Annotated in this window: 17 protein-coding genes and 2 pseudogenes; 15 read left to right on the top strand and 4 right to left on the bottom strand. The window is 38.5% G+C overall.

The genetic code is table 11. The annotated features are described in order from the left end of the window. The first annotated feature begins 19 nt into the window (after nt 1–19). The 3 genes from WG932_RS02835 to WG932_RS02845 all read left to right on the top strand — a co-directional run bounded on the left by WG932_RS02835 (nt 20) and on the right by WG932_RS02845 (nt 3,564). Nucleotides 20–604: an alkaline phosphatase family protein gene (locus WG932_RS02835; protein WP_483086879.1), complete on the top strand. Its 585-nt coding sequence runs from the start codon at nt 20–22 to the stop codon at nt 602–604. Beyond that, nucleotides 601–1,251, top strand: a complete 651-nt coding sequence (locus tag WG932_RS02840) for an alkaline phosphatase family protein (RefSeq protein ID WP_483086880.1) — start codon at nt 601–603, stop codon at nt 1,249–1,251. The genes WG932_RS02835 and WG932_RS02840 overlap by 4 nt, the downstream gene beginning before the upstream one ends. A 102-nt stretch (nt 1,252–1,353) precedes the next feature. Next, nucleotides 1,354–3,564: a carbohydrate binding family 9 domain-containing protein gene (locus WG932_RS02845; protein ID WP_483086881.1), complete on the top strand. Its 2,211-nt coding sequence runs from the start codon at nt 1,354–1,356 to the stop codon at nt 3,562–3,564. Between the two features lie 346 nt (nt 3,565–3,910). Here the strand turns inward: WG932_RS02845 and WG932_RS02850 are convergent, their stop codons facing one another. Both WG932_RS02850 and WG932_RS02855 read right to left on the bottom strand, forming a co-directional pair. Further along, nucleotides 3,911–6,220, bottom strand: a complete 2,310-nt coding sequence (locus tag WG932_RS02850) for a hypothetical protein (RefSeq protein WP_483086882.1) — start codon at nt 6,218–6,220, stop codon at nt 3,911–3,913. A gap of 587 nt (nt 6,221–6,807) precedes the next feature. Next, complete coding sequence (locus WG932_RS02855; RefSeq protein ID WP_041934782.1) at nt 6,808–7,740, bottom strand: AraC family transcriptional regulator; 933 nt, start codon at nt 7,738–7,740, stop codon at nt 6,808–6,810. Nucleotides 7,741–7,921: 181 nt separating this feature from the next. Between WG932_RS02855 and WG932_RS02860 the strand changes: the two genes are divergently transcribed. Together WG932_RS02860 and WG932_RS02865 are read left to right on the top strand one after the other, a co-directional pair. Next, a complete protein-coding gene (locus WG932_RS02860; RefSeq protein WP_483086883.1) occupies nt 7,922–9,448 on the top strand; it encodes an aldehyde dehydrogenase family protein in 1,527 nt (508 codons plus the stop codon). Nucleotides 9,449–9,510: 62 nt separating this feature from the next. Beyond that, nucleotides 9,511–9,908 (top strand): annotated as a pseudogene (locus WG932_RS02865) (DUF779 domain-containing protein). A gap of 51 nt (nt 9,909–9,959) precedes the next feature. Here WG932_RS02865 and WG932_RS02870 read toward each other — a convergent pair. Together WG932_RS02870 and WG932_RS02875 are read right to left on the bottom strand one after the other, a co-directional pair. Beyond that, nucleotides 9,960–11,606 (bottom strand): amidohydrolase, encoded by a 1,647-nt coding sequence (locus tag WG932_RS02870; protein ID WP_483086884.1) that lies wholly within the window; start codon nt 11,604–11,606, stop codon nt 9,960–9,962. A gap of 139 nt (nt 11,607–11,745) precedes the next feature. Continuing rightward, complete coding sequence (locus WG932_RS02875; protein WP_014021923.1) at nt 11,746–12,063, bottom strand: antibiotic biosynthesis monooxygenase family protein; 318 nt, start codon at nt 12,061–12,063, stop codon at nt 11,746–11,748. Between the two features lie 275 nt (nt 12,064–12,338). On the opposite strand from WG932_RS02875, the gene WG932_RS02880 reads away from it, so the two are divergent. The 10 genes and pseudogenes from WG932_RS02880 (at nt 12,339) to WG932_RS02925 (ending at nt 20,353) form a co-directional block, all read left to right on the top strand. Beyond that, nucleotides 12,339–13,721 carry a cytochrome ubiquinol oxidase subunit I gene (locus WG932_RS02880; protein WP_149392322.1) on the top strand — a complete coding sequence of 461 codons (1,383 nt, stop codon included), beginning with the start codon at nt 12,339–12,341 and terminating at the stop codon, nt 13,719–13,721. Between the two features lie 6 nt (nt 13,722–13,727). Further along, entirely contained in the window at nt 13,728–14,207 is a 480-nt protein-coding gene (gene cydB / locus WG932_RS02885; RefSeq protein WP_483086885.1) for a cytochrome d ubiquinol oxidase subunit II, read from the top strand. Nucleotides 14,208–14,260: 53 nt separating this feature from the next. Then, nucleotides 14,261–14,739, top strand: a pseudogene (locus WG932_RS02890) (cytochrome d ubiquinol oxidase subunit II). A 134-nt stretch (nt 14,740–14,873) separates the two neighbouring features. Continuing rightward, entirely contained in the window at nt 14,874–15,554 is a 681-nt protein-coding gene (locus tag WG932_RS02895) for an SMP-30/gluconolactonase/LRE family protein (protein WP_483086886.1), read from the top strand. A gap of 61 nt (nt 15,555–15,615) precedes the next feature. Further along, nucleotides 15,616–15,783, top strand: coding sequence for an SMP-30/gluconolactonase/LRE family protein (locus WG932_RS02900; RefSeq protein WP_483088563.1), 168 nt, complete (start codon nt 15,616–15,618; stop codon nt 15,781–15,783). A 10-nt stretch (nt 15,784–15,793) separates the two neighbouring features. Next, entirely contained in the window at nt 15,794–16,156 is a 363-nt protein-coding gene (locus WG932_RS02905) for a hypothetical protein (protein ID WP_483086887.1), read from the top strand. Between the two features lie 41 nt (nt 16,157–16,197). Then, on the top strand, nt 16,198–17,058 hold the full coding sequence (locus tag WG932_RS02910; RefSeq protein ID WP_483086888.1) for a mandelate racemase/muconate lactonizing enzyme family protein: 861 nt from the start codon (nt 16,198–16,200) through the stop codon (nt 17,056–17,058). Between the two features lie 221 nt (nt 17,059–17,279). Next, a complete protein-coding gene (locus WG932_RS02915; protein ID WP_483086889.1) occupies nt 17,280–18,311 on the top strand; it encodes a sulfatase-like hydrolase/transferase in 1,032 nt (343 codons plus the stop codon). Next, nucleotides 18,308–18,739: a sulfatase/phosphatase domain-containing protein gene (locus WG932_RS02920; RefSeq protein ID WP_483086890.1), complete on the top strand. Its 432-nt coding sequence runs from the start codon at nt 18,308–18,310 to the stop codon at nt 18,737–18,739. The genes WG932_RS02915 and WG932_RS02920 overlap by 4 nt, the downstream gene beginning before the upstream one ends. Before the next feature lie 27 nt (nt 18,740–18,766). After that, entirely contained in the window at nt 18,767–20,353 is a 1,587-nt protein-coding gene (locus WG932_RS02925; protein WP_483086891.1) for a sulfatase, read from the top strand. Nucleotides 20,354–20,382 lie beyond the last annotated feature (29 nt).

Here is a 20,382-nt window from a genome sequence, read left to right on the forward strand (position 1 = left end):
AATTTAATACCCAAATTAGATGAAGAAAAAGACAATAAGGTTTGCCATTATTTTTGTGGTAGGCAACATGCTTTCATTGGCTGTCCATGCCCAAGAGAAAAAGACGCTTTTTATTATTTTAGATGGTATCCAAAGGGAGCTTTTGGAACGTAACCCTACGCCCAATCTTGATGAAATTGCTTCCCATGGTGGCTACAGCCATGCTTATGTGGGTGGTAAAAAAGGAGGCTATTCAGAAACACCGACCATTTCAGCAGTGGGTTACAATAGTTTGCTTACAGGGGTTTGGGTAAATAAACACAATGTTAAAGGCAACGGAATTCGTCAACCCAACTATTTTTACCCAACCATATTCAGGAATTTTAAGAACAGTTATCCCCACAAAACCACGGCAGTTTACTCTACTTGGTTGGACAATAGAACAAAGCTGGTGGGTGAAAATTTAGCGGCAACCGGACATCTTCAATTGGACTACCATTTCGATGGCTTGGAAATAGATACGCTTTCATATCCTCATGATGATAAAAGTGATTATATCAAAAGGATTGATCAAGCTGTTGCAGCTTATGCAGCAAATGATATAATGGAAAAAATCCTGACATGACATGGGTGTATTTACAGTATACGGATGACATGGGCCACAGATTTGGGGAAAGCCCACAGATGGATGCAGGTATTCAAGAAGCCGATCGGCAGGTGGGTTTAATTTGGAATGCGGTTAAGGAAAGAATTCAAGATTATAACGAGGATTGGATGATTATAGTTACAACGGATCATGGAAGAAAAGTAGGAGGTCATGGGCATGGAGGACAAACAGATGAAGAACGGGCCACTTGGATTGTTACCAATAAAATATTCAATGATGTGTTCCAACAAACTCCTGGAATTGTATCGATTTTCCCAACCATTGCAAATTTCATGGACATTAGTATTCCAAAAAATCAAGCCATGGAGTTGGATGGAGCAGCACTTTTTGGGGAAGCTTATGCCAGTCATTTCTCAGGTAAGTTGGATGGTAAATCACTTCAACTTTCATGGAAAAGTTATTCATCCGAAGGAATGGCAAAAATTTGGATCACCGATACCAACCAATTTAAATATGGTGAAACAGATATTTACCGGCTAATTAGAGAAGTGAGACTTGGCGACAAGGAGGTTATTTTGGATTTAAAGGCAGAATACGAGGATTTAAAAGTAGTAATGGAGTTGCCTAATGGATACTTAAATGTTTGGGTTACAAATGATAAATAATTAAAAGTTATTATAAATTACTTTCTGGCCTACCATTAGTGTAAAACTAATAAAATATTTGGTGTTTGAAGGCTTAACTTAGTCTTCGAATACCATTTATTTATGTATAGGATAATTATCACCTCTTTAATTACGTTTTTAACAATTAATATTGTTTTAGGTCAAGATTCAGAACACCCAGGTATTATTGCAGAGAAGGCAGAAAAGCCGGTCAATATAGATGGAGTCCTAAACGAGCCTATTTGGAGAGATGTTGGCTGGCAAAGTGATTTTATTCAGACTTTTCCTACAGATACAGAAAAGGCAATTGCTGAGACCAAAGTAAAGGTAGCCTTTGATGACAAATTCGTTTATATAGCCGCCATTCTTTTAAATCCTGAACCAAGGAAGAAATATGTGAGTACTTCTTTAAGAAGGGATTATCGTGGCAATCAAAACGATGGCATCAGTATCGTGATTGACACCTTTAATGACAAAACCAATGGTTATATTTTTGGAGTAAATCCCTATGGTGTGCAAAGAGAAGCCATGGTAGGTAATGGTGGATTGTTATCTACTGATTTCAATTTGGCTTGGGATAATAAATGGTACTCAGAGGCCACTATACATGAAGATCATTGGATTGTTGAGATTGGTATTCCTTTGTCCACCTTAAGGTACAAAGATGGGGCTAGAGACTGGAACATAAATTTTTATAGGATAGATAGCAAATACTCCGAGAAAACCACATGGACACCTATTCCAAAAACCTTCAACGTTACCCATACTGCTTTTTCCCGTAACCTACATTTTTCTGAACCTTTGCCTAAATCTGGTGGAAATTATTCTATAATACCCTATACTGCAATTGCTTCATCCAATAATTCCATTAAAGGGATAAAAGAACCATTAAAACCATCCTTTGGAGGAGATGCAAAAATTGGGATAGGCCCGGCGATGAATTTGGACCTTACCGTTAATCCGGATTTTTCTCAAGTTGAAGTGGATGAACAAGTGACCAACTTAGATCGGTTTGAAATCTTTTTTCCGAAAAGGCGACAATTCTTTTTGGAGAATGTGGATCTTTTTGCTGACTTTGGTACAGACAGAATTAGGCCTTTTTTTTCTAGGAGAATTGGGGTGGACAGAGATGAAAATACCGGGCAAAATGTGCAAAATCAGATCCTATATGGTGCTAGACTAAGTGGGAAGTTGAATGAAGATTGGAGAATTGGAGCCATGAATATGCAAACTGCCAACGATCCACTCAGAGGCATCTCAGGAAAGAATTTTACCGTTGCTGCTTTGCAACGTAAAGTTTTTAACCGTTCAAATGTTGGGGTAATGCTCATTAACAGAGAAACCATGGACATGGAGCAAGGTGGCTTAAATTTGGTCAATGGGCAACACAATCGTTTGGTCGGGATAGATTACAATTTATTTTCTAAAGACAATCGCTGGACGGGAAAATTTTTTTACCATAAAACATTTGAAGAAGGTAAGCGCCAGAATACAGGAACAGGCCATGCTCAATTAACTTTTACCGATGTTAACTTAATGGCGGGATTGTCTTACTCCAATGTGGGGGAACATTACAATCCTCTGGTGGGGTATACTCCTAGAGTGGGTTATCAGAGGATTGCTCCCATCATGAGTTATACTTTTTTTCCGGATTCTAAACTAATCAATCGGCATGGGCCGGGTTTTGAGTCGGAGACCTTGTGGACACCCTCATTAGGGATTACCGATGAATTACATACCCTTAATTACCTGATTCGCTTGCATTCTTATGCAGAAGTGACTTTCAGTGTCAATAATCAATATACTTATTTATTTTTCCCTTTTGATCCTACAAGGACGGGAGGAGAGCCGTTAGCACAGGGTACTTCTTACAGATATAATTATTTTGGTATAGAAATGAAGACTGATCCAAGAAAATCCTTTTCCTTGATAGGAACCGGTCAAGCCGGACAATATTACAATGGAAATTTGGCTAATTTCATGGGTACAGCCCAGTGGAGGGTTGGTTATACAGCCAATATATCCATGAATTTAAGTTACAGCCGCCTTAGGCTTCCTCAACCTCAAAAAGATGTGGATTTGATTTTAATTGGTCCAAGGTTTGATTTAACTTTTACGAGAAGCCTCTTTTGGACTACATTTATTCAATACAATAATCAGATCGACAATATCAATATCAATACCCGTTTACAATGGAGGTATGCCCCGGTTTCAGATTTATTTATGGTTTATACAGACAATTATTTTCCGGATTCATTTGCCTCTAAACAAAGAGCTTTTGTAATGAAGTTGAACTATTGGTTGAATTTATAATAGTTGGGTAGACAGACAATGTTTGATCCCAATGCCTTATTATAATTAAATAAACCAATACTATGTAATGGTATTTCTTCGCCCTGACAATAGTCAGGGATGAAGCCTATCCTATGATTTTGGGGAATGTGGCCATCGACAGAAAATCAGTCTGTTCTGTTTGTAGGTTTGAGCACACAATGCTATGGTGAAAATTGAAAGCGGCAAAGAAGTGGCTGAATTGGAAGCAATTTCAGCACCAAATAGATTGTCTAATGTATATTTCGGGTTAAAAATAGGGCAAAAAAATAGGTGACTGAAGCTATTATCGCCCTGCCACCTATATAAGCTTTTTATTTTCTTTAAATTATTTTAAATAATCAGGTCTTTCGGTACCATCATATGGTTTAGCGCCCAAATTTGTCCCACTAAATTTTTCAACGGTTAATAAATTCTTATCCGTAACGGTTGGTGCTTTGATAAATCCATAATACCTGCCTTTCCAATAATCTCTTAAATAGCCGGTAGGCTCCATGATTCTATTACCATTTCTACCACCATCCAAAACAATAGCTCTTCTGGATTCCCTGAGTGCTGCCACTTCTCTAGGAGATATGGCCTTAACTCCCCCTTCATAAGATATGTATCCTTTTTCAACAAATAAATCATCTCTATGAGAATTATTATAACTGTAATTGGTACAGTCAAGTGGCCATTCCCTAAGGTGTTGGGTGGCAGCCCCAAGGTCTGCATCATTGCCTGTTAGCGCTGCATAGGTGAAATTAAACCAAGGAATTTTTTCCATGCGTTTGATTTCAAATGTTCTTTCTAAACTTCTTAAATAAGTGGATCGCAAGTCTGGATCTTTTTCATAAGGAAGCAGTATCATATAGGACTCTAAAGCCAAATTATCATCCCAAGGAGCGATTTGTGAAGGTGGGAAAGTTTTCTTTTGTTTGATTGTGTTTTCAGGATACCCCCATTTCACCAATTGATCATAGCCTTTTTTGTATTTTTCCTCACCGGTGAGCGCATAGGTAGCATAAGTGAAGGCAAGTACTTCCAATCCATTAATTCCCCGATCTTCATAGCCATATGGTCTAAGTAAATACTCCGGATTCCATCGACCCCATCTGGTAGTTTCTCCATCCGCATCAATTAATTTCCAACCATTGTCCATTATATAAGAAGTCATTCTTGTCATATGCTCCTTTGCTAGTTCCTTCTCTTTTCCTTTGGCTACTAAATCGTGGAAGATTGCTACCGAATAATAATGGGCAATTACTTCATCACTTGAGGCATCACCTTTCCAGTACCATAAGCTATCTGCAGTGGCATACCATTTGGCTGGCAAACCACCAGATCCTCTGTTGTCCATAGTTCCCGGGTCTCCCTTTCTTGAAAAAACAGCCCTTGAAATTAGACCATCTATAGGTGTTACCCTTTCTAGAAATAGCATGGCTTGAAAAGCATCCAAAGCTTCTTCTCTATCCGCTTCATCACCGGTCACTGCATATTTATAACTCATAGCCGCTAGATATGTGGCAGTATGTGCACCATCATTGTCACTAATGTCTCTGAACCATTCTCCATTTCTTTTGGATAATAAATGGGTAAAGCCCATTCTTTTATGGCCGTAAGCCTCCATCCATTGTTCGTAATGGGCTGCTTTCTTCTGTAAAGTATAAGGTTCATAGTGAATAATCCCCAATCCTCCTTCAGTGGCAGCTACTACTTTATTCTTGGTGCTTGCAATTCCATTGACTTTATTGTCTGGTAACCAAAGCCCGGAACCAAAATAATGGAATTCATCAGCGGTCATTCTGATCAGACCACGAGGAGTTCCTATCCACATGTCGCTGTCAAAACCTTTGACCATTTGAGCAGTGTTTTCTACCGGTAAGCCATCTGTTCCTTTAATTTGGGTCAGAGATGTTCCTCTCAGTAGGCCTAAGCCCCGATCGGTACTGATATAAAGTTTACTTCCTATACTTAGTAAATCATTGGTGTTATTAGAAGGTAAATTTCCCCAATCAATCAGGTGTTCATTGACCACCTTTCCTGCCAGCTGTACTAATTTACCGGGCTGCAGAATATGTAAGGTTTGGCTATAGCTTTCTATGGCAGTAATGGGACCCAAAGTTACAGGGTCGGCGAGTAGTTGAGTACCATCTTCCATAAACATGGTCACATCACTTGAAAGATATCCTCCTTCAGGCATTATATTGGATAATTTACCATCTTCATATTTAAAAATGGATTCCGTAGTAGCTACATGGACCTGATTCAGGTGCATACAAAAATCTACAAACTTTTCAGCACTGATTTTAGCCCATTTTTTGTCGTCGAATAGATAAAGGCCTGAATTACTGCTTACCCATAGGCCACCTTTCAATACTTCAATTTTAGTAATTTTTTCCGGAGCTCCTTTTACCGGTACTAATCCTTGCCCTTGCAAAAAAAATAACTTGCCTTCTTTTACTGTGTAAACAACTTCATCCAATATGGCCACCTGGTCTATAGGCTTATCAGTAGGTATTACTTCTCTGCGTTCTTGTAAATAGGGATTGTCTGCTACAGGTTTCCAATATTGCTCTGTATTCCCTTGCCCTAAGAGATAATTACCATTTATCAGGGCAATCAGTAAAATAAGCCCGGCTTTAAAAGTCTTCTTCATTGTCTAATTATTTGTGATTGTTAGTTAAATACCCCTTGGCTAGAAGAATGTACCACAGCAAGACTATATTTTTACATTTGATTTGGAATCATAGCTGTTGGTTGATAAGGATGAAAGTTTTGAGGGGTACAATAGATAGCAAAGAATTTACCAGAGCCCTTATTGTAAAATCCGATTTTAATTGGGATGATTTTTTTCTTTAGCATAATGAATAACTCTTAATCAAGGTAAGCTTTGATCCTTAACCCCGGATTTTGTAATAGGATTTCTCCGTCCTGACAATAGTCAGAAGTGAAGCCTGTACCGTGCTTTCTGGAAGTGTCGCCAACGTAAAAAAATCAGGCCGTTTAGAGATTTTAGTATGGGGCCGCTTAGGTGAAATTTAAAGCTACAATGAAATGCCTGATTTTGAATTGATTCCAAAACGTAATTGATTGTTTATGACATATTTCGGGTTAAAATGAGTTTTGAGATTAATTGTGCTTACCAGCAATACCTACAATTGTGCCACATAAAGCCTTCAATTGGTAATTAGTGTAGATTAAAAGAATATAATATTGAAACTCCTAATGAAAAAAATAAACGAGTTAAGGAAGGTGAATAAACCTTGCTTGATAAACCTTTGGCGTTTCCCCAAATTTATTTTTAAATGCCCTGATAAAATACGTAACATTGTTAAAGCCGGACAGCATGCACACATCTTGGATCTGATAGTTGATGTTTTGAAGCAATTGGGCAGATTTATTCAACCTTTGTTCCAAAATATATTCCATAGGGCTTAATCCAAATTCATTTTTAAAAGTTCTGGAAAAATGAGTTTTGCTCATGCAGGCTTTATTGCTTAATGATTCCAAGGTGAAATTCTCTTGTAAATTTTGTTTGATAAAATTGACCACATGGGCAATTCTGTTTGAGTTTGCCAATGACTTGTAGGTCTTTTCAAGTATATCCCTTGCTTGCGTTTGCGATAGACGGATAAGTAATTCTTTTAAAGCCAATGAGGCAATCAAGTCTTTTTCTTTAGATCTTTCCTTTACCCCAATTCGAATAAATCGGTTAATAATTTCGGATAAGTCCTGATTATTTATCAAATGAAAATAATTTAAATCCAGCCCCCACTGCTTTTGCCATTCTTTGTCCGGAAGTTTTTCATTCAATAAGTTAAAAGTATTCTCAATCATGTCCTGAGAAATTGAGAGAGCAATGCATTGGGTAGGATTGTCCCATTTTGCTTCGGGAAAATCTATTTTCATCAATTCATTTGGCGGAACAATGACAGATTCTCCGGGTAAATACTCAAACCCGGGGTTGTCAAAAAGGTGCATTACTTTTTTACCCTTAATCATGGTGGTTAAAACCAAGTCTCCAAAACTAAGGTTGACGCTTGAAGCTTTTTGATGCGTTTCAAAGATATTAAGTTCACAATTGTTCAACGAATAGGTGGTCCTATTTTCAACCAATGTTTTTAGGTCCAATTCATTTCTCCAAGGAACTCCGGCTATTAAGGGTTTTTGTGGCATAATATTATCAAAAGACAAGTTACCATTTAAGCATACATTATGCCTTTTATTAATTCACGTTGAAAGCATCTTATAGGTTTTAAATCGCAGAATGATTTTTCAAGTGGATAAGATGGTGTTTCAGGTGGATTTTAAAATTTAATTTACTTATAAATTTGATAAAACTCAAAATAATAATAAAATGTCAACACAAACATTATCCCAAAGTATACCGGTGAATAGGCCGGAAGTAAAAGAAAAATACGATCATTTTATTGGAGGAAAGTGGGTGGCGCCTACCAATGGTGAATATTTTGATAATATTTCACCCATAGATGGTAAGCCATTTACCAAAGCAGCAAGAGGAAATAAGGAGGATGTGGAATTGGCTCTGGATGCTGCCCATGAGGCCTTCAAAACTTGGTCTAAAACTTCTCCGGCTGAGAGAAGTAAATTATTAAATAAAATTGCTGATGTAATTGAGGACAACCTTGAAATCCTGGCTCGAATTGAGACGGTAGACAATGGGAAAGCATTAAGGGAAACCAGAGGGGCTGATTTGCCTTTGGTAATCGATCATTTCAGGTATTTTGCCGGCGTAATTAGAGCTGATGAGAGTACCATTTCTGAACATGATGAAAATACTGTCAGCATAGCATTACATGAGCCCCTAGGGGTGGTAGCTCAAATCATTCCATGGAATTTCCCTTTGCTAATGGCAACTTGGAAAATTGCGCCTGCCTTGGCAGCAGGTTGTTGTACCATAGTGAAACCGGCTGAACAAACGCCCACTAGCATCATGGTATTGATGGAGTTGATCGGAGATATATTACCTCCGGGTGTGCTAAATGTGATTACTGGGTTTGGTCCTGAAGCCGGAAAGCCATTAGCAAGTTCAAAGAGAGTAGCTAAGGTTTCCTTTACCGGAGAAACTACTACTGGTCGATTGATTATGCAGTATGCCTCTGAAAACTTGGTGCCCGTGACCATGGAATTGGGTGGTAAATCTCCAAATATTTTCATGAAGTCTGTGGCGGATGCCGATGATGATTATTTTGATAAGGCTGTAGAGGGAGCTGTTTTATTTGCCTTTAACCAAGGTGAGGTCTGTACATGTCCTTCCAGAATTTTAGTTCATGAGGATATTTATGATGTTTTTATGGAGAAGGTTATCGAAAGGACAAAAGCCATAAAAATGGGACACCCGCTAGCAGAGGACACCATGATGGGTGCCCAATCTTCCAATGATCAGCTGGAGAAAATCATGTCCTATATGGACATCGGTAAAAAAGAAGGGGCTCAAATTTTGTGTGGTGGAGCTAAAGCAGGGCTGAACAGTGGATTGGAAGAAGGATACTATGTGCAGCCTACTATCTTTAAGGGACATAACAAAATGAGGGTTTTCCAAGAGGAGATTTTCGGTCCGGTAACTTCAGTAACCACATTTAAAACTACTGAAGAAGCCATAGAAATAGCCAATGATACCATGTATGGTTTGGGAGCAGGTTTATGGTCAAGAGATGCCCATGAATTGTATCAGGTTCCTAGGGCCATAAAAGCTGGCAGGGTTTGGGTTAATTGTTACCACGCATATCCTGCACATGCTCCTTTTGGCGGGTATAAAAAATCTGGATTTGGCAGGGAAAACCACTTGATGATGCTGGACCATTACCGACAAACCAAAAACATGTTGATTTCGTATGATAAGAATAAGTTGGGTTTCTTTTAATCGACAAAGTGCCGGATGTCTTGTGACTCCGGCATTTTTTCTCATTTAATCGTGGAATTAGCATGGAAGAATATACACCTCGGGTTTTGGTTACTGAAGAAGCCAAAGCCGTTATTGATCAATTGAAAAAAGCTCATAACAATGACTTAATGTTTCATCAAAGTGGTGGTTGCTGTGATGGGTCTTCGCCAATGTGTTTTGAGAAAGGTGATTTCATCGTTGGGGCGAGTGATGTATGGATGGGTAAGGTGTATGGTTGCGATTTTTTTATGAATGAAGATCAATTTGACTATTGGAAACATACCCAGTTAACTTTAGATGTGGTTAAGGGTAGGGGAGTAGTTTCTCCATTGAGATTCCTTTAGGTATACGATTTATGATCCGTTCTCGATTGTTTACCTCTGAAGAACTTCTTCGCCTATTTCCCATAATGACAGGTGAGGAATATTTAGAAAAGTGAAAAATTTTAAAAGGGTAAGCTATTAAGTGGGTAAACTATATGGGATTATATTTACTCTTCGTGTTGATAAACAATCTCACCTCCGATAATGGTCATCATTACATTGGTATTAAGGATTTGGTCTTCCTTTATTTTCATAATGTCTTGATTTAATATTACCAGATCTGCTAATTTTCCGGTAGCGATACTGCCTTTAATTTTTTCTTCAAAGGCCCCAAAAGCAGGTGATAGGGTATAGGATTTTAGTGCTTGTTCCCTCGTCATTTTTTGCTGAGGTTCATACCCGGACTCCGGTTCTCCCTTTAGCGTTTTACGTGTAACGCTTGCATAGAAATTCTCTATAGGAGACAGGGGTTCCACAGGAACATCGGTTCCATTAATAAGAGGCGTGCCTGTAGCCAAAAGTGCTTGCCATACATATGCTCCATCTAGAATCCGTTTTTTTCCAAGGCGATCAATTGCCCAAGGTCTATCTGAAGATAAATGAATGGCTTGCATCGAAGGAATGATCCCTAATTGTGCAAATCTAGGGATATCCTCCGGATGAAGATGTTGTACATGTTCTATTCTAAATCTATGCTGATTGCCTTTGGAACCTGTTGTCTCGAATGCTTTTTGGTATTGGTTAAGTACTTCCTGATTGGCCTTGTCTCCAATGGCATGTGTAGCTATCTGAAACCCGTGTTCAATACCTTTTAAAGCTGTCTGATATACTTCCGACATCGGCATGGTTTCATGTCCAAAATGACCGCTTTGGTCTGTGTATTCTTCCAGTAACCAAGCACCCCTTGTTCCTAAGGCCCCATCAGCCATTAATTTTATGGAGCGCACAGTAAGCATGGGGTCAATCAGTGGGCCTTTGTGGTACCAATCCTCCAATAAGTCTTTGTCATTGCCTGCGAGCATAAGGTACATTCTTGTTTTAAGCTGGCCCTCCCCATGTAGCTTTTGATAAAAATTTAAAGTCTCTTGGCTTACTCCGGCATCATGAAAGCCGGTAATGCCCTTACTATGGCAAGCCTTTTGAGCCAAATTAAAGGCTTGAATATTCCTTTCTAAACTATTTTCGGGTAGGTGTCCAATTATCAAGTCCATGGCGTTTTCATTAAAGATTCCGGTCGGATTTCCATTTTTATCCCTTATAATTTCACCACCACCTAGCTTTTTATGATTGTTCATTTCTTGATTCAAGGGGCCGATTTTTGCAATTTCCATCGCCTTTGCATTGGCAAGAAGCGCATGTCCACTTACGTGAAACAGCACTACAGGATGATCAGGGCTGCTGATACTTAGTGAATTATGCAATGGTAACCCATTGACCGTTTCATCAGGTTGGGTTTCCCACTTGCTTTGGTGCCAACTATGGCCAATAATCCATTGACCGGGAATTGTATTGGCGGTAGCTTCTTTTACCCTAGCAACAATTTCTTCATAGGTGGCGGCCGTGGATAGGTCTAAGTTCAATTGGCTATATCCCATTTCCATAAAATGGCCATGACCTTCTATCCATCCTGGAGTCATTATTTTACCGGAAAAATCAATTATTCGGGTCTGTGGTCCAATAAAAGCATCGACGTCTTCCTCTAAACCTACAAATAGAATGAGAGAATCTTTAATGGCAAGCGCTCCTGCGATTGGATTTTCCGCATCTTGGGTATAGATGGTGCCCCCTTTGAAAACCAACGTGGCTTCATCCATATTTGAGGATGGGGTACAGGCTAAAGAGAAGCAAGTCCACCCAACAAAAAACAACAAATTAAATTTTAACTTTGCTATAATTCTTATGGGTAAATATTTCATAAACAAAACTTTAAATAAACAGGTTTGCAATTGGTTATCAAATTCCATATTCTTTTTCTACTTTACAAATACGGACTTTATAATGCCTATACCAAGAAGATTTTCCTTGAACCTGAGCCAAGCTGTGGTCTTTTTGGTTTTTCCAGGCTTTAATTGATTCCAAGTCTTTCCAGTAACTAACGGTAATTCCTATTTCAGCGCTTGCTGAATCATGACCTAGATATCCGGGTTGTGATTTTACCAAGTTTTCTATGTGCAATGCCACCTCAGCATAATTTACCAGGTTTTGTCCTTTAATGCTGGTGAAAATAACGGCATAATAGGGAGGTTTAGGAGTTGAGCTAATTTTTTCCATGGCTTAAATTGATGATGTTCGTATAGCTTTTATACCTTGATAGATACATGAAATGATAAGCAATTTTATTATATAAGATCAAATTAATTAAACCTTTATTAATTTGATCAATTCCCCTGATTTTTTAACTTTATATCTTAATATTCAGACTAAAAATTAAAATAATATTACACCTTTTTCTGTTTGAGAGAATCAGTATTTTTTTCGTTAGATGGTGTATGAACTAAGTAAGTTTGATTAATATTTGGAGTGAAATAAATTAAAATTAAGAAAAAATGGATGTAGAAATTCTCTCCAGAGTACAATTTGCCTTCACCATTGCTTTTCATTACATCTATCCTCCCTTAAGTATTGGGCTGGGATTGATCATGGTTATCATGGAAAGTCTCTATTTGCGAACAGGAGATAAAGAATATGAGATTTTGGCAAAGTTTTGGACCAAAATTTTTGCTTTAACCTTTGGAATAGGTGTTGCAACCGGCATTGTAATGGAGTTTGAATTTGGTACCAATTGGGCCACTTACTCCCGTTATGTTGGCGATGTATTTGGAAGTGCCTTGGCGGCAGAGGGGATTTTTGCTTTTGCCTTGGAAAGTGGGTTTTTAGGAGTATTACTTTTTGGTTGGAATCGCGTAAAACCATGGGTTCACTGGATAGCGACCTTGGGCGTGTTTTTAGGCTCTATGTTTTCGGCGGTGTGGATAGTCATTGCAAATAGTTGGCAACAAACACCTGCTGGTTTTCATATTGTGGGAGAAGGCATGGAAGCCAGGGCAGAGATTATAGATTTTTGGGAAATGGTATTTAATCCTTCCAGCATGGACCGGCTTGTTCATACCTGGCAGGGAGCGTTTTTAGCAGGAGCATTTTTGGTTTTGAGTGTTCATGCCTATTACTTAAGAAAAGGAAGGTATCTAGACATTTCAAAAAAAGCATTTAAAATTGCATTGATTGTTGCCACTGTTTTTTCCTTGGCTCAATTGATTTCCGGGCATAGTTCTGCCAATGGAGTAGCTGTTAATCAACCGGCAAAATTGGCTGCTTTTGAAGGGCATTTTGAAGAAAATGCTGCCGCTCCCATGTACTTGTTCGGTTGGGTAGATAAATCTTCACAAACAGTAACTGGCTTAAGTATTCCCGGTGGTTTATCCTATTTATTGCATTATGAATTTGGTGCGCCTGTTACAGGTTTAAATGCCTTTCCGGAGGAAGACCGGCCTTCTCAAGTGAATGCAGTTTTTCAATTTTATCATATTATGATCAGCATTGGTATGTTTTTAATTGTACTTACCATTGCCGCATGTATTCAATGGTACAGAGGAAAGCTTTTTGAAAGCAGGAGGCTGCTTTGGGTGTTTTCTTTTGCTGTAATATTACCTCAAATAGCCAACCAAGTGGGCTGGTTTGCCGCTGAAATGGGAAGGCAACCTTGGGTAGTTTATGGTTTATTAAGAACGAGTGATGCATTAAGCAAAACTGTAACCGCTAATCAGGTGTTGTTTTCGTTAATCTTATTTTTTATCGTCTACACCATACTTTTACTCTTGTTTCTTTACTTGCTCAACAAAAAAATAAAACATGGTCCTTACGATGAAGAGGAGGACTTGGATCGGCCTTTTCAGCATGATGTTGCAGCTTCGTTTTCACCTGATAAATAAAAAATTATGGAAACCTTATTTGGAATCGATTATCCTACCCTTTGGTTTTTAGTTGTAGGAGGTTTATTTTCAGGCTATGCTATCTTGGATGGTTTTGATTTTGGTGCCGGGGCCTGGCATTTGTTCTTTAAAAAAGAAAAAAGCAGAAGATTGGCCCTTAATGCCATAGGTCCGGTTTGGGATGGAAACGAAGTTTGGTTGGTGATTGGAGGTGGAGCTCTTTTTGCAGGTTTTCCTGTAATGTATGCCACCTTATTCTCAGGCATGTATGTTCCTTTTATGTTATTTTTATTGGTGATCATTATGCGGGCAGTTTCTATAGAGTTTCGAAGCAAGGAACCCATGCTTTGGTGGAGAAAAATGTGGGACATTTCCTATTCAATTTCTAGTATCATGTTGCCATTTTTACTTGGAATAGTTCTAGGTAATGTGCTTTTGGGCATGCCCCTTGGAGAAGGGTTTGAATATGAGGGGGAAGGTTTTTGAGCTTTCTGAACCCTTATGCGATAATGGTTGGCATATCAACACTTGCCCTCATGATGTCACATGGTGCCATTTACCTTTTATTGAAAACAGAAGGAAGAATGTATGCAAAACTCAAACTTTTATTAAAGAAGGGGATGATTTTCTTTATGGTAAGTTTTAGTATTACTTCCTTGTATACCCTCATTTATATTCCGCATCTATCTGATACTTTTAGAGGCAATCCGGAACTATTTGTGGTTCCATTGGCAGCCTTGCTATGTATCGCCAATGTGCCTAGGCTAGCCAATAAAAAAAGTTCGGAAAAGCATTTCTTTTTTCATCCCTAACAATTAGTTTGTTGCTTGTTTTGGTGGCCATTGAATTGTATCCCAACCTTTTGTATTCAACCCTAGATCCCAAATACACAATTACCGTATACAATGCTGCTTCCTCAGATAAATCTTTAGGAATAATGCTCACTTTTGCTGCTATTGGAGCCCCTTTGGTTTTGGGATATACCGCCTTCGTTTATGTAACTTTTAGGGGAAAGTAAAAATAGACGAAACTAGTTATTGATTGCTCCCTTTTTTATAGGGTTGATATTCTATAGAAATGTATGGAAATATAACGGTTTAGTTTTATCTTTCAGAAGCAAAACCCTATCTAATTATATAAACCCAAAACATTATGAAAAGGATTGGAATAATTATTATAACTATCTTTTGCTTCTCTTCAGTATATGGGCAGCATTTAGATATAGCTAATCCGGCACTTTTAAATATAGTTGATGAGAACAGTCAGGTTATTAAATTACATGATGGTTTTCAGTTTACCGAAGGTCCGGTTTGGAATGAGGAAGGTCAATATTTATTATTTAGTGATATTCCTGCCAATACAATATTTAAACTTGAGCCTACCGGTGAAATCGTTTCCTATAGAAAACCCAGTCAAAATTCTAATGGGCTAACTTTTGATAAAGAAGGAAACTTGATAATTGCTGAACACAGTGGCAGGAAAATAAGCAAGATAAGCCCCGAAGGCAATTATTCTACGATAGTAGATAATTATATGGGCACCAAACTAAACAGTCCCAATGATGTGATCGTGGATAGTCAAGGTGCTATTTATTTTACAGATCCTCCATATGGCAGGCCGAAAGATGCATCTGATACATTATCTTTTAATGGAGTCTATAAATATTCTAAGGGAGAAATCCATTTGATTTCGGATGACCTCTATAGACCCAATGGTATTGCTTTGTCTCCAGATGAACGTAGCCTATACGTAGCCAATTCGGGTCAACCCAAGCAATTTGTTAAATATGCTATCAGTAAATCAGGCAAAATAGGGAAGGGTAAAGTTTTTTGATGCATCAGGATTATCTGGGGAAGGTAATCCTGATGGTATTAAAGTAGATCCTGAAGGAAATATATTTGCTACCGGGCCCGGAGGAGTTTTAGTCTTAACCGAAAATGGGGAATTGCTAGGTACAATTAAATTTCCGGAAACGCCTGCTAACCTGGCTTTTGGAGGGCATGATATGAAAACCCTTTTCGTAACGGCTAGGACAGGATTGTACTCCATTCGACTGAAATAGTCTATTTATTATGGATTCAGGAAGAAGAAAATTCATCCAAAAGGCAGGGTTGGGATCTGCTGCCGGATTGATTGGAACGAATGGGAAGCTTCATTTGAATAAAAACCCTGAATTGTATAAAAACAAGGCCATAGGACAGGCATTAACAGAGCCTATTTTAAGTATTCCTGAATTAAAAGAACCCGTTTGGATTGCATCAATTGAGCTGTTAAGGAGGAAGGATAATTTTATTTGTCGGGTTAGGTCTAAAGGTGGTGTAGAAGGTATATCTGTTAGTAACAATATGCAAATGGTATACCTTTACCCCATTTTTTACATCGTATTCAACCCTTTTTTATTCAAAAGGATGCGAGGGATCTTGAGTCATTGTTAGAAGAGGTATATGTATACAAGAGCAATTACAAATTGCAAAGTTTGGCGTTGTGGGTACCTTTAGCCACACTGGAATTTGCTATTTTAGATTTGTTAGGGAAATTAACCGACAAAAGTATTGCTATGCTTATTGGTAAAATCCATAACCCTAAAATAGCTGTTTACCAGGCCAATAATTTTAGAGGTAAATCAGCAGAAGAATCCATAAACCTAATCGAAGCTCAGGTTGGCGAAACAGGCGCCAAAGCATTGAAATTTAAAGTAGGAGGGAGAATGAGTAATGACAAGGACTTCCCACCAGGAAGAACTGAGAAATTGATTCCTTTAATAAGGGAAAGATTCGGTGCAAATATGGCTATTTATGCTGATTCGAACGGATCGTATTCAGTAAAAGAGGCAATCAGAATTGGTGAAATATTGCAAGAATATAAGTTTGATTTTTTTGAGGAACCAGTCCCATTTGATTGGTATGAAGAAACACTAGAAGTAAATAAATCATTGAAGATCCCAATCGCTGGAGGTGAGCAAGAACCAAGCATACATAACTTTAAATGGTTGATTGAAAAAGATGCATTGGATATTATTCAACCGGATATTTTTTACTTTGGGGGAATGATTCGGTCCATGAGAGTTTCAAAAATGGCTGCAATAAAAGGAAAAGATTGTACGCCACATATTTCAGGATCGGGGCTAGGTTATTTATACATGTTACATTTTGTTTCAGCAATTCCTAATGCTGGACCCTTTCATGAGTTTAAAGGTCTGAACCAAGAAATTCCTTTTGAATGCGCGACTTCTGACCTTTCGATAATCAATGGAATGGTTAGCGTTCCTATCGGAGCCGGCTTGGGAGTGACATTAGATCCGGATTTTGTGAATGCACATAAAAAAGTAAAGGGCTGAAACATCATTTTAATTAAGCGAAAGAATATGTAATTTGCCATTTGTATCGGAAGACGAAAAGTCACCAAGAATAGATTGATATGAATACAGACATATTATTTTAAGCTTGAAATTTATTTGAACTTGCTTGTGGAGAGCGTGATTTAGATTGGTCGTAGGAAATATCAGTTTTAGATGTAAAATTTAATAAAATAATAAACCTTAGGATACCCGTAATTTATATGAACAAACCTTCTCTCTTTTTAAGTCTTGGCTTGTTTACCCTTTCTTTGATTGGGTGTAACTCAACACAAGAAACCAACACAGATTCCGAACCTACGTTATCCAAACCAAACATCATTTATATATTGGCTGATGATTTAGGCTATGGTGATTTAAGTTTTAATGGACAGGAACATATTTCCACGCCAAATATTGATAAACTGGCTAAGGAAGGCTTGTTTTTTAACCAACATTATTCCGGCTCAACGGTGTGCGCACCTTCTAGAAGTACTTTGGTTTCGGGTTTTCATACGGGGAATGCTCCGGTAAGGGGCAATTATGAAATTCAACCTGAAGGCCAATATCCGCTACCCGACTCTGTCTTCACAATTTTTGAGTCTTTGAAGGCAGAAGGTTATGCCACAGGTGCTTTTGGTAAGTGGGGGCTAGGCTATCCGGGTTCTGAAGGAGATCCGAACAAACAAGGAGTAGATGTGTTTTTTGGATATAACTGCCAACGAATGGGGCATAATTATTACCCATTTCATCTTTGGGACAATCAAGACTCAGTAGTTTTGGAAGGAAATGCCGGTAAAAATCTTGAGGAATACGGTCCTGAACTTATCCAAACAAAGACATTGGATTTCATATCAGAAAATAAAGAAAATCCCTTTTTTCTTTATGTACCCACTATTATCCCACATGCAGAATTAATAGTTCCTGAAGATATTATGGAAAATTATCGGGGCAGATTTGAAGAAAAACCTTACCAAGGAGTAGATGAAGGTCCTGATTATAAAATTGGAGGCTATATGTCTCAGGAAGAGCCTCGAGCTGCCTTTGTTGCCATGGTGGAATTATTGGATAAACAAGTTGGAGAAATCGTGGGCAAACTTGAAGAACTAGGAATTAGGGACAATACGCTTATTATTTTTACTTCAGATAATGGTCCCCATAAGGAAGGGGAGCGGATCCCGATTTTTTCAATAGCAATGGTCCGTGGAAAGGGTATAAAAGAGATTTATATGAAGGTGGTATCAGGGTTCCAATGATCGCCAATTGGCCTGGGAAAATTAAACCTGGCAAAACAGATCATATCTCTGCTTTCTGGGATATTTATCCAACCCTTTCTGCTCTAACAGGAAGTGAATTACCCGGTAAGACAGATGGTATTTCCTTTGAGCCTACGCTTTTGGGCAAAAGTAACGAACAAAAACAACATGAGTATTTATACTGGGAATTTATTGAGCAAGGAGGAAAACAAGCCATTAGACAAGGAAAATGGAAGGCTATTAGACTTAATCTAAGAAAAGACAATAACCCTCCAATTGAGTTATACAATTTGGAAGAAGACCCTGGCGAAGAAAATAATATAGCTGAAAAGCATCCTGATTTGGTGAAATCATTCAAAGCATTAATGGAGGAAAACCATACACCCAATCCGGTTTTTAAGTTGTATGCCTCAGAACTTGATAAGTAAATTTTTACGTTAATAAGACTTTTAACAATGATTAAATTATCCAAATTTAGTTTAGTAAGCTTATACTTGCTATGTCTGGGGTGCTTTTCATGTTCTTCAGAAAAAGTAGACACCTCAGAAAAGGCTCCAAATGTGTTGTTTATCCTAGTGGATGACATGGGATATGCGGACCTAGGATATTCAGGATCTACATTTTATGAGACACCTAATATCGATAACTTGGCCAAAGATAGTTGGCAATTTACCAATGGATATTCAGGAAGTAGGGTATGCAGTCCTGCCCGAGCCACAATTATGACCGGGCAGTTCACAGCCAGTCATGGCATTACTGATTGGATAGGAGCAAAGACAAGAGAAAATTGGAGAACACACAATAGGCATGACCCCATGCTTCCTGCAGATTATGTTTACCAGTTGCCCAAAGAGAGTACCACCTTGGCAGAAGCTTTCAAAGCCAATGGATACAATACTTTTTTGCCGGAAAATGGCATTTGGGAGATGAGGGTAGTTATCCTGAAGATCATGGATTTGATGAAAACATTGGTGGATGGGATAAAGGCTCCCCTTCAGGAGGTTTTTGCACCCTACACCAACCCCAAATTGAAAAATGGACCCGATGGAGAAAATCTCACCATCCGATTGGCAAATGAAGTGGCCAATTTTATGGACAGAAGTAAAGATGAACCGTTTTTGGCTTTTTTGTCCTTTTATGCCGTACATGCTCCGGTACAAACCAGCAAAAAGAAATGGTCTAAATATAGAGACAAAGCTGAGGCCATGGGTATCGCTGAAAAAGGTTTTGAAATGGGAGAAAAACTTCCGTATAGAACTGTTCAGGACAACCCCAATTACGCAGGTTTGGTGGAATATGTGGATGATGCTGTAGGAATAGTAATGGATCAGTTAGAAAGTTTGGGGCTTGCAGAAAACACCATCGTGGTATTTACCTCAGACAATGGGGGAGTTGTTGCAGGAGATGCATTTGCCACCTCCAACCTGTTCGTTAAGGGAGGAAAAGGTCACCATTGGGAAGGGGGCGTTCGTGTACCCTATTTGATAAAAGTTCCGGGAACACAACCAAAAAATCCTGTTGATTATCCGGTAGTGGGGGCAGATTTTTTACCAACTTTATTGGATTATCTTCCAAACAAAGTAGCTGTTTCGCAGGAGATTGAAGGGAGAAGCTTGAAACCCATAATTGAAGGGGAAGCTCTGGAAGAACGACCTATATTTTGGCATTATCCTCACTATGGCAACCAAGGAGGAGTCCCTTCTGCCATGGTGAGAAAAGGAGACTGGAAATTGATTAGATATTTTGAAGATGGTCATGAGGAATTGTATCGTATACCCGATGACCCATTTGAGGAAAATGAGCTTTCAGCGGCTTCTCCTGACATTAAGACCTCCTTGTCCAACTTACTTTCCAATTACCTAAATGATAAGGAAGTATTGATGCCAAGTCCGGATGAAGCCTTCGATAAATCCTTATTTGATGAAAGACGCCATCAAATGGAAAATGAATTGATGCCTCGACTAGAAAAACAACGACTTGATTTCTTAGATAAAAACTGGCAACCCAATGAAGATTGGTGGGGTAGTGAAGCCGGGGAATAAACTTTGAGAAGAAAAGGTATTTTAAAGAC

Source organism: Cyclobacterium sp. SOCE241 (assembly GCF_056867545.1).